A 15,628-nucleotide genomic window follows, 5' to 3' on the forward strand; every position below is an offset into this window, starting at 1 on the left:
TTCAGTTATAGTTCCTAGTAAATTCTCGATATGCTATAATAGAAGTTTAAAATAATCACTATAAGTGATAGTTATAGTTCCTAGTAAATTCTCGATATGCTATAATTTATCTTATAGAGATGAAAATAAGTTTATAGTTATAGTTCCTAGTAAATTCTCGATATGCTATAATATTTAGATGGTGCAGTGCCTTGTATCGTAAGTTATAGTTCCTAGTAAATTCTCGATATGCTATAATCAACCTAACAGGAGATGAACTAGAAAGATTGTTATAGTTCCTAGTAAATTCTCGATATGCTATAATGCTCCTCCTACTCTTGCTATTCATCTTCTTGTTATAGTTCCTAGTAAATTCTCGATATGCTATAATTGATTACAATAGAACAACTAAAGAAATTAGTTATAGTTCCTAGTAAATTCTCGATATGCTATAATAGAAGAAGAATTACAGTTATCAATAGATAAGTTATAGTTCCTAGTAAATTCTCGATATGCTATAATAAAGATGACTAATCACTTACTTACAGATGGGTTATAGTTCCTAGTAAATTCTCGATATGCTATAATAGGTAGTAGTGTGGATATATATAAAAGATGGTTATAGTTCCTAGTAAATTCTCGATATGCTATAATTGAACCCAGTGGCTCCATTAGGCTTTTTGGTTATAGTTCCTAGTAAATTCTCGATATGCTATAATGAATACATACATAGACTTGAACAATTACCGTTATAGTTCCTAGTAAATTCTCGATATGCTATAATTCTTATTACTGCTATTCCTGCACTAATACAGTTATAGTTCCTAGTAAATTCTCGATATGCTATAATCAATCCACAAGCCTTTAAAAATGCATAATTGTTATAGTTCCTAGTAAATTCTCGATATGCTATAATATGAATATATAATATAAGTATAGCGAACGCGTTATAGTTCCTAGTAAATTCTCGATATGCTATAATAAAAAATGAACTGCCAGTAGCTAGTGAAAGGTTATAGTTCCTAGTAAATTCTCGATATGCTATAATTTAGAAAATGTAATAGCTCCAATTTTAAACGTTATAGTTCCTAGTAAATTCTCGATATGCTATAATTCAACTGATGCAGTAAGTACTAATACATCAGTTATAGTTCCTAGTAAATTCTCGATATGCTATAATATTGTACAGATGGAACTATGGCTTTTAGCGTTATAGTTCCTAGTAAATTCTCGATATGCTATAATTTATTGGAAAAAGAAGTTAAGGGAAGAAGAGTTATAGTTCCTAGTAAATTCTCGATATGCTATAATAATTTTATTTCTGCGTCTTCATCTCCCACAGTTATAGTTCCTAGTAAATTCTCGATATGCTATAATGTACACATTAATACATATGAATAAGTATAAGTTATAGTTCCTAGTAAATTCTCGATATGCTATAATAATATTAATGAAAACCTATGCTGATGAAGTGTTATAGTTCCTAGTAAATTCTCGATATGCTATAATTGCACCAATTGCTTATGATGAAGCTGCCAGGTTATAGTTCCTAGTAAATTCTCGATATGCTATAATCCATTCAAGAATATCATTTGTTGTTTTTATGTTATAGTTCCTAGTAAATTCTCGATATGCTATAATATTGCTAATCCAGATGAAGAGAATCAAGCAGTTATAGTTCCTAGTAAATTCTCGATATGCTATAATACCAATTATAAAAGCCATTGAAATTGCTATGTTTCAATGACTTTTATGATTCTAAAAAACATTTAATTGACTTGAATTTATATTTTTTTCTTGTGGTTTTGCTGACCCTACTAAAAATTTCATTTCAGAATATTGCTTTTCTGTAATTTGTAAATACCTAACTGAACCTTTAAGTGGTAAATTTCTTTTTAATCTTATAATATGCTTATTTACACCATCTGTTCCATTACAAATTCTAGAATATACAGAGTACTGAATCATTATATATCCATCATTCAATAAAAATCTTCTAAAGTTTTGATATGCTTTTCTATCTTCTTTTTTTACAACAGGTAAATCAAAAAATACAATTAATCTCATAAATCTTCTACTCATAATAATGATATTCCAATTGTTTTATCAGAGGTAACTTCAATAATCTAAAATCCTTTTTGCTACAAGCTGTTGTATAAGAAGATATCATTTTATCAATAGCATTTAAAATAGAGTGATTTTGCCCATCAATGGTGCATTCATAATTAATTAAATCAACTAAATCTATTCTATGCTCTTTTGTTAATATATCATCATACTCCACATTGTTATAAACCCATAAATCTACTATTGGTCTGAATGGTTCCATAAAATCATCTCCAAGATTGAAAGAATTTAATTCATTACAATGATTTACACCCAACGCAGTATTAAATCCGTACATAACTAAAGCCCTTGCAACTGCACTTCTTATAATTGCATAACCATAGTTTAAAGCTGAATTAATTCCATTCTCATCATCACGTGTAAAATTTTCTCCAAATAAACACTTAAAATAATATTTTGCACCTATTGCTTCTTTATTGCCTTTATCACCACTCTCAACTGAAGATGACAATTTTCCTAAAAATTCCCCTCCATTTAATGATAAAATATCTAAGCATTTTCCTTGATTGCATAGCTTTTGTTTAATTATACCTTGCCATATTCTTTTGCTAAAAGCCTGGCTTTGATTCAATTGTTGTTTTAACACTTTATAAGATCTATAATGTGTATTTAAAGGTAATACTATAGAGGAAGGTAAATGTGTTTCATCACAAATAATAGTTGCAACATTATTTTCTGATAACTTACTTAGCAATCTATTTGTTAATCTAACAGATATCCCTTCTATAACTAAAACGGATATATCTTCTATAGGAATTTGAAATTCATCTTCATTATTAATTACTAAATTGCTATTTCTTAAGCTTAAATTAGCAGAATTTGAGATTATTACACTTCTAAAGCTCATTGTTTTCCACCTGCCTTAACTTTATAGTAATTTCCTAATACATCTACTTGATATTTGTTAAATTCTACAACTCCTAATTTAATTCCAACTCCCTCATACTCTTCAGATCTGTCATGATTTTGAATAGTTAATGAATCCGTATGTCTATTAAAACCATCATAATACCCAAAATAACCGCTCTTCTTTTCATATTTTATTTCTATTAAATCATTTTTATAAATAGAAAACTTAAACTTATAACTTTCATCCATTGTCGGCCATTGTTCCTCCTGATAGTTCCTTAAAACTGCCTTTTTAGGAATTATTCCTTTAGCTAATTGATATCTATATACTGGCACCACAAAATACTTATTTTCTTTTTCATAAATATCTATTCTTACCATTCCCTCTTTAGCAACTAAACCTTCAACATTTTGAAGTTCTATTCCATCTTTAAAAGGCACCTTTGTTTTAATTTTTATACTTCTTACCATAGGTCCTTCAGTACCATTTTTAGTTGGCTTTCTAAATTTCCCCTCAAAAGCCTTCTTTGCATTATAATTGAATTGTTCCATTCTCTCCATTATTGCATCATAAAGTCTTTTATCACACCCATAGTTATAAAAATTATTCAAATCTTCTTTAGTCAACTCTGTCAGCTTCTTTTTCTTAACAAAATATCCATCTTTATTAAAATGCTTTTTTGAATAAACAGTTTCTCCAAATAATTTTCCACCAATCTTTCTAAATGGAACTCTTGAAACAAAAATTGGTTTTACTGTATTTCTAATAAACTCTTCATCATAACTTTTAAATGGTGATTTTTTCAATTCACTAATTGGATCATTACTTAACCTCATTGATAATTCTTCACTAAAACCTAACCAAGGTCTTGGAAGAATTTTTTTAAGAAGATCCTTATATTCTTCTAATTGTACTATTTCACCTGTTTCCATATCAATGAACTCATGGTTATTTCTAATACTACTTAATTCATGTGCCTTACTATATTTTGATATTTGCTGTACCATTTTTTGAGTAGCAACTGCAACTACAGCTGCATCTAAAGCATGGTGCTTATCACCATTTCCTCTAACCTTCATCAATCCCCATTTAGCTCTTAAATAAGCAGTAGCTCTACCATTAATAGTAATAACTTTTTGTTTTGACTCACTTGGTTTAAATTCTAGTCTATTATTAATATAATTAGCTATGTATCTGCATATATATTTAGTATCCTGTAAATTTCTAGTCTTCCATTCTCTTTGTTCTTCCTCAGATAACCTCTTCTTTAACAAATTACTTTTTTTCTTATAATTCAAGTAACTTCCTTTTACCCATGTCTCAAATCTGTTCCATCGTTGCTCATCTAATCCAAAATATTCATATGGGGTTCTATTACTCTTTCTTTGATTTTCTATACCTAATACTAATACCTTATTAGATAGACTATCATCAAAGGACCTACTGAATGGGATTATGTGATCAATCTCACAATATCCATGATCAAACAAATTTTCTATATATATAGATTGTTGAGTGTATGCACATTCACCCCTTTGCTGCTGCCATAAACGATATTTCAGTACTTCACTTCCTGTTGGCTCTTTTCCCATTAAACTTTTAATTTCTTCTCTAATCTTCTCTATATTACATCTATTTTCTTTTTGTTCCTTTTCAATAGCTTTCCTATCTTTAAAATTCTTAGCTAAATCTCTTGCCAATTCAATGTTTATTCTTATTGGTGAACCATATCTATCAATAACTGAATTAATAACTTTTCTTGTTTGAGCTAATGCTCTATTAACTACAGGATTTACTATCTCATCTATCTCAATAACTGGCAACTTTTTACTCTTAATTCCCTCGTATAATGCTTTAAAATTATACCCTGCTTTTTCACAAGCTTCGTTATACTGATATCCTTCTTTCATAAAAGGCAATATCTTTTCTATTGCTTCTATAGACAAATTATTAAATTTGCTAAATGAAATATCTAAAAGGGAGTCTATAACCTTTGTGTCTGAAATATTTCTTAATTTTAATTGTTTAATAATATCATCATCTGTTTTTCCTAAAGTTAAAACATAAGCAATATCGTTTAACATTTTTCTATTATTCTTAATTTCCTGCCAGTACATTTTACTAACACCATACTCTATAGATTTCCTTATTTCGTGATATCCTTTTAATGAAATAAATTTTGTATTTTCAGTTTTATAAGTATCTTTATCAATACTATATGTTAATGTTAAAAACCTATCTTCTTCTTTTAAATTCAATAGTTTTCTTAAATTAGTATATTTTATTTCTTTCTTTTTAAAAGCTTCATTTACAATTAATTCTCTTTCATCATTAGTCAATTTTCTTCTATCACCATTATTCATAATTGAAAGTTTATTTATTCCTTCATACAATACAAATTCCTCTGATGAAATACAATTTTTAGGTGCTCGTTTGTATTTTTTCTTTTCAAAGGTACAAAATCCTACTAATTTCTCTAAATCTTCAAATTTCGAATAAGGTCTTTGAGAATCAAATATAGCTAAATACTCATCTTCTAGTTCATCTGCTGCAAATTCGTTCTCAAACTCTCTTTGTTTTTCAAATAAAGTATGAATTTCTTCTCTAATTATGTCTCTAGACACACACATATTATATTCACCAAACTTATTGCGTAAAGCTTTATACCTATCTTTTGAAGATTTAACTTCATTATAAATAAATTCTCCAACCGTTCTAGCATTTACCTCTTTCATTTTTTCAAGGTTATTATTAATACTACTCAAAATTTGTCCAGTTTCTTTATTCTTTGCTTCATTCTTTCTATTTGACTTAAACCCTCTTCTTTTACATAAGTTAATTAATATTTTTGACCATTCTTCTTCTGACAGCTTTTCATTTAATCCTTTTACTCTTGCTTCCCATACACTTATAACATTCTTATTTATAAAAAGGTTCTTTAATTTATCCTCACTCAAAATCTTTCTTGCCATTATAAAATTTTTAACACGTTTTACTCTATATGCTTTTCTCCTAAGTAAACGTCTTCTTCCTCTAGCTGATCTTCTTGGCAGTGCTAACGATGCTCCATCCTTTGGATTTTCAGCAGCATTAAAAATTCTAACACCCAGGTCTTCAATTCTATTTACATCTAAATTAATAACAGACCATCCTACCGAAGCAATACCAATATCAAGCCCTAATGAATAATTAATTTCTTCACCCATACAATCACCCTATTCTACCAAAATACATTTTTTACAAATTAATACAAAAAAAGATACCCCTATGCTCATATGAACACAGGGGATACTTTACGGCATTTGCCTTGTTATAGTAACTAGTTAAACTCTCGATATGCTATAAACATTTACCTAGTTCCTATTACTATAATACCTAAAATTTTACTATTTGTCAATATGTTATTTAAAAATCCTTATTTTTACAACAATGTTAGTTTTCTTTTTTTATCTTAAAGTATTTAAATAATAGTTAATTTAACCTTTATGCACTCTTCACAAGTATCACTACATTCTTTATTAATTACAACACATTTAATTTTTCTGTTGTTTTCAATGGCTTCACTTATCTCTTTGCTAAAGAAAACTGGTATATATCCAATAATTTTATTTTCTTTATTAATAACTTTTATTGCATATTTATCATACTTATTATTGTAATCTTTTTCTAATATCAGCTTTTCATTAATATCTAATTTTAATTTTGTATTTTTACTTTTCTCATCACAATAGTCATAATATCGAACGCCTGCTATATAAAACTCCCTCTCAATATTAGTTTCATCTAAAAATATTGGATCTATGAATTCTAAACTATCTGTTGGAAGTTTACCTCCACTCTTTTTTAAAAGTTCAAATGCATCATACTTTTCTAACTTGTATTTTGCTAATATTTCTTTTACATCTTTTCTTCTCTTATCCGGTAATCTACTTGAAAAAGCAGGAAATATATCATAACTTTCATATACTTCATTTATGTCAGGAAATGCTATAAGTGGTTTAAACCCATTTTTAATTGCTTTGTTTATATCTTCAGCTTTATATCTAAATTCATATTTGCCATTTTTAGACAACTCCCCAACTATATATCTTTGCCTAGTTTTATAATATTTCCAAACTAGATAAATATAGTCTCTGGTATTAATTGTACTCATTACTATTCCTCCTTTTCTCCATAATATATATCTATAATTCTCTTTCTTCTTTCTATTAAAAAAGCATATAATAATTTTTTTATATTGGGATGAATTATTCCATCATCATAACTATATACAATATCTCTTATTCTATTATCATTTAACTTCTCTCTTATTTTATCTACTATACAAACTGTTTCTTCATAGTATTCACTTTTAATATATTCAACTAATTCAAAATGTCTTATTCTATTAGGTTTTGTCCATCTTATCATAGATTTTGATTTACCAAATATTAAAGACTCAAATCTCATCTTATCTCTTAAAAAGTTCGGAACATCTTTTGGATCAATAAGGCAACATAACGATGATCCATTATCATATAATGGTGATATTCTTATGTGTCCACTTACTTTATTCCTTACTATTCCCCAATTACTATGATGTCTATCACTGTTGCCTATTAATGCATCAAATATTGGAATAGCTAAGAAATCCTTTTCTAATCCTGTTTCCTTAATTGATTGAAGTATCATATTTATAGAATAAGGTTCTGCTGTTTTGTAGTCAATAAACTTATCTTGATTATATTCCTTATATATCTTAGTAATATATTGAATCCCCTCTATTAGTTCTTCTTCATCATTTAATATCATATAACTCATAGATCCTACTCTACCTCTAAATGTTCCTATATCAACCTTAGCACATTCTATTTCTAAAACTTCAGCCAATTGTGATGCAATTTTTTCAGCCCAATATTCGCCTGTAGGCTTCCCCATATCTGCACCCTTAGGAAATTTAAATATACCTTTCTGCCTAGTTTTAGGATTAATAAGCCACTTTTTCTCACTGGCTCCACTACCGAATGGAGATTCTTCATCAATCTCCCAATAATCAAATTTAATAAGCACCTATATACTCACCTGCCTTATAATCTTCCTATTTATAAGATATAAGGTATACACTAAGCATACCCTATATTAATTTCTAAATCTTTACTAATAAGTCCATCTTAACTTCTTTTCCTTTAGAGTTAATTACTTTAACTCCTTGGAACTTAGCATAGTTAACCTTGACTCCATCATCTAAATCAATAGCTATCTTCTCATTAGCTAAATGAGCAACTACCTGATCATACTCCCTGCATTCTTCTATCTGTTTAGTTATTTTACTTATCTTCTTTTTAGCAGCAGTTCTATCTTTTGCAGTATATTCTTCTGAATCCACTATTAATTGATGTCTTTGTATTTCTGCTTCATACTTTCTCTGTAATGTATGAAGATAATCAGTTCTAACCTTTGCTACAGTTTGTTCATTATATCTATGCATATAAATTAAAGCCCTAAAGCCGTCATTTTTACCTGAATCAAACATCCAATAAATGGGTCTCTTTTGATAAACCTTTAAATGATCCTTATAAAAATCTTTAATAAAGTATCTTCTAATTGCCTGTCTTGCAGTTTCGGAAGGCTTTCTACCTATTGAATCAGCAATAAAATCTAAATTTTCTTCTAAAGTTTCCTTACCATAAACAGTTCTGACAAATTCAATAAATCTAGAAACTATATCATCCTCAAAATACTCATCTTCTGTAATAGGAATAACATTATCTAAATCTGGCACAAAAGTAGCCTTAATCCATTCATCAACTACTATTTCACCATCTTCATTTTTTAATTGCTTCCTAACTCTCCACTCTCCATTATCACCTCTCCATTTATCCTTCCATTCTCCACCTGCATAAATAAGACCTTCTGCATCTATGGAATATCTTCCAAGCATACAACCAACAGCATAAGAAATAAATGATTTTATGTCTCTTTCTCTATCTGCTTTTCTTATGGTTATATCTTTATCTTCTACTTCTGGAGTTAATTCATCCTGTAAACCATAGATGTCAATGAAGATTTTATTTAATTCTTCTTCATTATGCTTTAATTGATTAAATTGACTATCCGTAAATGACTTCCAAATATTAAATGCATCAGAGATATAGCAGGTAGTGGATAGTGAATAGTGATTAGTATTTTTTTGTTCATCTCTACTATCCCCACCATCCACTTTCCACTATCCACTAATAGAAGTGGATGTATTTTAAAATCCCATGAGGTTTCAAATGAATCCCAGTCATTTTTACATTTATTTATTAAAAAATCAACATATTGATTAACTAAAAACTTTTTTTCATCTTTTAAAATTAAAGGCAAATCCGCTATATCTCCAACTTTATAATCTAGTGTTGGAGCCAAAATTTTAAGTAGTTCATTTGAAATTTTGCTATTAAGAAATCCTAATATATAATTTAAATTTTCATCTGTATCACAATAATAGGTAGGTCCTTTAGAATCAGATAACGTTCCATGTGGTATATACCTAGAATTAAATATACCTGAACTAATTGACGACCACCCAATTCCTTCATTAAATATATATTCTAGATTATAATTATGTGATCTTACTTTTCCCTTTCCATCTTTAAAATTTCTTATTTCCTCCCCGTCATTATACCAATTAACTATATAATCTCTATTTCCATACCATTTTCTATACTCTCCTCCTTTATTATACGGAAACCACTTCTTCTGACTAATTATTGCTGACTCCCTTGAAAATTCGTTAAACCTAATATGGTTATAATTTACTTCATACCATAATTTTAGAAAGTAGTCATTGTTTGCCGTTGCCATACCTTCTCGTGCTTTTCCATAAGAAGTTAAATTGCTATTTGCAAATAATTTATTCATATTAACAGTTATCCAATATGCAATGTAATTATTAGGTATTTCATTAAATAATTTTTGCTTAGTACATATTATATTTTCTTTTTCCAGATAATTTTTTTCCTTTTCATATGTGTTATTATAGTCTATTAGCCTTGAATACTTTCCAATATATTGCTTATTGTTTCTGTTTTGTAATACAAATGCTACTGATTGAACTACTTCACCACTTATTTCTTCAAATGCTCTTGCACCTAAATGAACCATATTTATTATTGTTGTATAATCTAGTAATTTAATTCTCAACTCTGAAAATCTCTCCAAAAACATCCATGAATGTTGGGTTATCATTCCCATAAAGCAATATTTGTTTGTATAGTTATTAACCTTATCAATAAATACCGAATATACATCCTGTTTATGTTTAGAATATTTTTCATCAATATAGTCTATTAATTTTATCGACATACCTTTTCTACCCAAATAGGGAGGATTAGTAACACAAATCCCATATTTTCTACCCATTATTTCTGCTTGTTTAACTATTACAGGAAGTTTATCCAAAAGTATTCTTCTATAATCACCAAATATAAAGTTATCATCTTTTTCTATTTCCATTAATCTCTGTTTCAATGCTTTAAAATTTACTTTTTTAACCTCAAGTATAGACCCATATTCCTTAGCATCAGTAAACACTTCAACTAAATATTCAATATCTTCTCTAAGCGTATCATTACCAACTTTCACAGTATCCATAGCAACTTCTTGTAATACATCTTCTTTAATCTTCTTACTGTCCACTATCTTCTGTCCACTATCAACTCCTACAAAGTAGTCTATAGCCTCTTTAGTTATTTCATTACTCTCTTGTATTGAACATAAATTTAATTCCAAGTCTACTCTTTCAATCTCCCTAAACAACCTTCTATTATAATGTCTAGCCTTCATAATCAAAGCAAAAGAAGCCAGTTGTGCTGCTCTATCGTCTATATCCAGACCATAAAGATTATTTTGTAGTATCATTCTAGGTATTTCTCTTTCTGAATATCCTGCTGATACATATATCTTATAAAGTACGTCAAATGCATACACCAATATATGTCCTGAGCCCATACATGGATCTAATACCTTTATATCTTCTGGCTTTAATTTACTATGTTCTTCCCTTATCTTCTTTAATTCTTCTTCTACTTCCGGCTCCTGGTCTGCTTCTTCCAAATAGTATTTCCACTCCTTTTGAATCTCTTCATTGGGATGTCCTTCAAGCCACAATCTGCCTAGTGAATTTTCTACCATATATTTAACTATCCACTTTGGAGTAAAAAGTTGTGTTGCTGCTGGTATATTTTCTTTTGATATTTTTACATTCTTTTTTAAGGCTGCAAATACTTCATCTTTCTTTTCAGATATATAGTATTGATACATCCAGCCTATTATTTCTACTTCTTCCTTAAAGTCTACTTCTTCTATATCTTCTACCATTTTTCTTATTACAGAACCTTCTTCTAAAAGGTTATCTGGTAGTAATAATTCTGTATAGTCACTTATCTTTTCAAACATTTGAGGTATTATTTTGCCTAGTTCATTACATTGCTTTACTAAAATATGCTTATAGGCTTCTTCTCTATCTTCTGTCTTTCCACTATCTAAAAGTCTATATATGTATTCTGCATCTAATTTTAATTCATCTATTACTTCGGATATTCTAGTTAAAACATCTGGCTCTGTTTTTCCTTCAACTTCTGATGAAAGAACTCTTATTCCACTTGGAAGATAGTCATTCACTTCCATATACCTGAGTCCCATAAATCTATTAAACCAGGTATACGCTGCCTCTTCCATTACTTGATCAAAGCCTTTTTCTCTAACTTCATTTACTAGCTTATCTCTATGCCCTTTAGAAAGTTTAAATATTTCTTCCTTACCTTCTAACTTAAATCCACCTTGTACAGCTACTGCATCTTCTATTTTATTTTCTGTTACACCTATTCTATTTGCTCTTTCACTAACTGAACCTATTAAATTTTTTCTAGCCCATATGGCAAAAGTTTTTATTTTATTTTTATCCATTTGTTTTTCCCCTTCTTATATCTAGTGAGCAGTGGTTAGTTACTATCTACCCAATACTTACTGCTCACTAATCACTGCCCACTAAACCAAACTTATTATTGTATCCTTTTCCAGCTCTTCTCTTAATTTCTTTCTTAGTGCTTCTACAACTTCATCTATGTCATCATTATTCTTTATAGTCTTCTGACCTTTAACTAATTCCCTCATGCTTAAAGTCTTTGTTTTTATAATAACCTCTGGTATACTATCTACTTCATAAGCTGCAGCAATAGTTTTTTCTTCTTTATTTTCTGGTTTCTCTGCCACTCTATTGGCATTTTCTATTTTCTTAGACTTTATTATCTTTTGTCTTTCATCCTCTTCTATTATTTCCTTAATTAATTTTAGCTTAAGCTTATCTGCGAGATCAGACATGGATGAAAGTACAGCAAAATTATTTGCTCCTTCAACTCTAGCATAAAGGTTATTAAATTCTTCAATTATTTTATTATTAAACTTATCCTTAAAATCATAATTGTCTAAGGTTTCAAAAACCTCTTTTTTACACATTTCTATAAAGCCTTTTACAGGAATACTTTCTTCTTCTAGTAATGACAATATCTTGTTGTTATACTTTTCTATTAAAAGTGGTATTCCTGGTATCTTAGAATAAGGTTTAGACATTCTCAATATTTCCTTTATTTCTTCTACAACTCTCTTTACATCATCGTTTACTATATATTCTTTATTATCTTGAAAGTTTTCTAACTTATCTAAAGCATCATCAAATATAATCCTCTGCTCGCCTTTAGATGAAAAATCTATTCTTCCATTTTCTTTCTTATAGAAAAATCCCTTTATCTCATCAATATTATCTGCATAATCTAATAACTCATCTTCTAAATCATACACTTTTTTAAAAAACTCAATTGTATCTGTAAGCTCTACTATTTCTACAAATAATTTCTTACCATCCTTTAATATATTTTCTCCTGGGTAAGAGTTTCTATGTGAAAAGTTAACAAGCATTTCGTTTATTCTTGATAGCTCCTTCTTACATTCATCTTTAAATATACTCATTATTCCATCTTCATCACCTGGTAGTGATGAAAATCCAAACAAATCCTTATTTAAATCACGAACTACATCTATGTATTTTTGACTTACTTTTTCTCTAGTCTTTAATATAACTCTCTCAATATAATCTCTCTTAGTAATATAGTTTACTATTTCTCTATTGTTAGGAGTCACTACTTCTCCATTCAATATAACTTTAATATCCTGCTTTTTAAATAAAGTTATTATTATGGTCTGTATGTCAATGTCTTTCCATCCATAAGGAGGCTTTGAAAACTTAGTTAATACGCTCTTAACTGTAACTTGCAGATTTCTTGCTGAACTAGTTTGTATATGATTATTAACTTCATCTACCGCTAATCTATTAGGATTGCTATCCACTAACTCCATTTGGTTTAATCTTGCATCCATAATGTCATAAAGCTCTTTAGCATTTTCTTTAAAACTCTTTATGTAGTTAATCTTATTATACTTAGAATCTATTAAGGCCCTTAGTCCTTCATTTATTCTATCTATACTGCTTTTTTCTTTTATATCTAGTAAACTTCCATTCACATATACTTCTGCAGTTCTTAAAGCTTCTTCTATTAAAAACTTTGCTCTTTTGGCTCTATCTTCTCTCTCCCTGCTTTTCTTTGTTTTAATGTCTTCTATAGCTGTACTAGATTTTGTTCCTCCCTTAACTCTTAAATAAGCATCTATCTTTAATACATTTTCTATTTCTTCAATATAATTAACTTCCTTTGCAATATTTATAATTACATTGCTTTCTCTAGTAGATAAAAGCTTTAACTCACTTTCACTAGAGCCACCTACTAAATCAAAATTTGCAGTTATAACCTTAACTCCTATTTCATTTGTTTGTGGTCCTCTAGTTCTATCATCTACTATTTTATTAAATGTAAATTGATATTTTTTTGAATATGAAAATTTAGGATCACCATATATATCATCAAAAATTATTTCTCCAATCTTTTGAACAACTTCCCCACTATCTACTGGCATATTCTTAATTTCTTTATTTACATCCTGCTCATCATTAGTTAAAAATATATATTCATCACCATTCTTCTGAACTAATGTTTCTCTTATTAGTCTGTTTAAGGATTCTTGAACTTTTTTCTTTATTTCTAGTTTGTCATCATCTATTTCACTTACTAATAATGTAGATAAATTTTCTATATTAGCTTTAATTTCTTTTACATACTTAACCAAAAATAAAAGTTTTAAAATTTCCACATCATAATCGTTTAAGTGATCATTGTTTTCTGCATGAATGATAACTGATCTAATGGCTGAATCTAAAAAAGTTTCTATGGTTCTATAAAAAGCTGAAAACGGTATAAGTATATTAGAGTCCTTATCCATATAATCTACAGCAACTTGTTGGTATGCACCTAATAAACTTCTTTCTCCTTTAGATAAGCTCTTACCAGATGCTCCATGCTCCCTAATTCCATTAAAGGTAGCTTGAAGTAAATTAAATTGGTAAGGAATAAATGGATATACTTCTGCAAAATCTTCTCCATTTTTATATAATTTCATTTCAGCAGTATCTGATGTAAAGGTTAAAAGATTCTTTATTATAGATTCTTTTTGCTCATATAATGCTTTTAAATGGCTTATAGCAGTATCTTTTTTTCTAAGTATACGTTTTTTAATTACTTCATCCACATTTGCTGATGAAAGAGATAATCTAGTATTAAATCTGCCTTGAATCTTAGAAAAATCATTTCCTTTAACCTTTGTAAATTCATCCAATCCTTCTTGAGATGTAACTATTACCCAGCATTTTCCGTTGCATTTAGTACCTAAATCCTCTACAACTGTTTGAAGGTCTAACATAAACCTAGTATTATCTCCTATATACTGACCAATTTCATCTACTAAGAAAACTACATGATGATTTTTTCCCTTAGAATCACTGTATTCTTTAACCTTGAAAGCAAACTTATCTATACTTAATGAATAATTTTCTTCACACTTGTTATACCAATTTCTTGCTGCTTCCTCACTCATTTTAGTAGTTTTAGACAAGGCTTCTATAATTGAATCTTCTTCATAGAAGAAGTCTTCCCTTGCATCTATCCATGAATTACCTGATATTTCTTCAAAAGTCCTTTTAAAATCTTCATAAACTCCATCTTTAACCATTTGCCTCTCTAATTCTGCTATCCAAGGCATAGATCCGCAAAAGCCCTGCATTTCATTAAATACCTTGTTAAATACATTGACAATTGCATCTTTATTAGACTTAGAATCAGAGTCAGATTTCGAGTCTATATTGAAAAGAATAACATCTGCTTTTACATCTCCTGCTTGTTTCATATTTGCTAATATAACGCTATCCAATCCCTTATCATCAAAATAATTAATAGCTTTCTTTCCTTCTATGTCTCTATTTTCTAAAAGATAAGAAAGTATCTTTAAAAAATGAGACTTACCACTACCAAAGAATCCTGAAATCCATACACCGTTTTTATCTGTATTTCCTAATATACCTGTTTTATAGCTTTCAAAAAATCTATCAATATGTTTGTTTAACTCACCAGTTACAACATATTCATCTAATTCCTGCTTTATATTTTCATCATCATACTGCCCAACTTTTATAACACCTTTAATATCTCTATCTATTTTTTTATAAAACATATCTTTTAACATGAAGTCCATATAAATTTCCCCCTA

7 protein-coding genes and 1 CRISPR repeat array are annotated in these 15,628 nt (G+C 28.7%); all 7 genes read right to left on the minus strand.

Annotated features, from left to right (window positions below; all coding sequences use genetic code 11):
• Nucleotides 1-4 precede the first annotated feature (4 nt).
• Nucleotides 5-1,686: direct repeats of the CRISPR family, unit length 36 nt; unit sequence GTTATAGTTCCTAGTAAATTCTCGATATGCTATAAT.
• 51 nt (nt 1,687-1,737) lie between these two features.
• The 7 genes from cas2 to brxC all read right to left on the minus strand — a co-directional run bounded on the left by cas2 (nt 1,738) and on the right by brxC (nt 15,613).
• Nucleotides 1,738-2,061: a CRISPR-associated endonuclease Cas2 gene (cas2, locus tag HBE96_RS13700; protein WP_243186936.1), complete on the minus strand. Its 324-nt coding sequence runs from the start codon at nt 2,059-2,061 to the stop codon at nt 1,738-1,740.
• Nucleotides 2,054-2,953: a type II CRISPR-associated endonuclease Cas1 gene (cas1, locus tag HBE96_RS13705; protein ID WP_169298295.1), complete on the minus strand. Its 900-nt coding sequence runs from the start codon at nt 2,951-2,953 to the stop codon at nt 2,054-2,056. Before cas1 ends, cas2 begins: the two co-directional genes overlap by 8 nt.
• A complete protein-coding gene (cas9, locus tag HBE96_RS13710) occupies nt 2,950-6,162 on the minus strand; it encodes a type II CRISPR RNA-guided endonuclease Cas9 (RefSeq protein WP_169298296.1) in 3,213 nt (1,070 codons plus the stop codon). The genes cas1 and cas9 overlap by 4 nt, the downstream gene beginning before the upstream one ends.
• 254 nt (nt 6,163-6,416) lie before the next feature.
• Nucleotides 6,417-7,109, minus strand: coding sequence for an HIRAN domain-containing protein (locus HBE96_RS13715; RefSeq protein ID WP_206154933.1), 693 nt, complete (start codon nt 7,107-7,109; stop codon nt 6,417-6,419).
• Between the two features lie 2 nt (nt 7,110-7,111).
• A complete protein-coding gene (locus HBE96_RS13720; protein ID WP_169298297.1) occupies nt 7,112-8,005 on the minus strand; it encodes a HipA domain-containing protein in 894 nt (297 codons plus the stop codon).
• Between the two features lie 1,023 nt (nt 8,006-9,028).
• A complete protein-coding gene (pglX, locus tag HBE96_RS13725; protein WP_342590184.1) occupies nt 9,029-11,884 on the minus strand; it encodes a BREX-1 system adenine-specific DNA-methyltransferase PglX in 2,856 nt (951 codons plus the stop codon).
• 81 nt (nt 11,885-11,965) lie between these two features.
• On the minus strand, nt 11,966-15,613 hold the full coding sequence (gene brxC / locus HBE96_RS13730; protein ID WP_169298298.1) for a BREX system P-loop protein BrxC: 3,648 nt from the start codon (nt 15,611-15,613) through the stop codon (nt 11,966-11,968).
• Nucleotides 15,614-15,628 lie beyond the last annotated feature (15 nt).

Origin of the sequence: Clostridium muellerianum (genome assembly GCF_012926525.1) — a bacterium.
Classification (GTDB): domain Bacteria; phylum Bacillota; class Clostridia; order Clostridiales; family Clostridiaceae; genus Clostridium_AM; species Clostridium_AM muellerianum.

Excerpts from the sequence above, each read along its gene's own strand:
- brxC (WP_169298298.1), bottom strand. The coding sequence starts at position 15,613 with ATGGACTTCATGTTAAAAGATATGTTTTATAAAAAAATAGATAGAGAT.
- HBE96_RS13715 (WP_206154933.1), bottom strand. The coding sequence starts at position 7,109 with ATGAGTACAATTAATACCAGAGACTATATTTATCTAGTTTGGAAATAT.
- pglX (WP_342590184.1), bottom strand. The coding sequence starts at position 11,884 with ATGGATAAAAATAAAATAAAAACTTTTGCCATATGGGCTAGAAAAAAT.
- cas1 (WP_169298295.1), bottom strand. The coding sequence starts at position 2,953 with ATGAGCTTTAGAAGTGTAATAATCTCAAATTCTGCTAATTTAAGCTTA.
- cas9 (WP_169298296.1), bottom strand. The coding sequence starts at position 6,162 with ATGGGTGAAGAAATTAATTATTCATTAGGGCTTGATATTGGTATTGCT.
- cas2 (WP_243186936.1), bottom strand. The coding sequence starts at position 2,061 with ATGAGTAGAAGATTTATGAGATTAATTGTATTTTTTGATTTACCTGTT.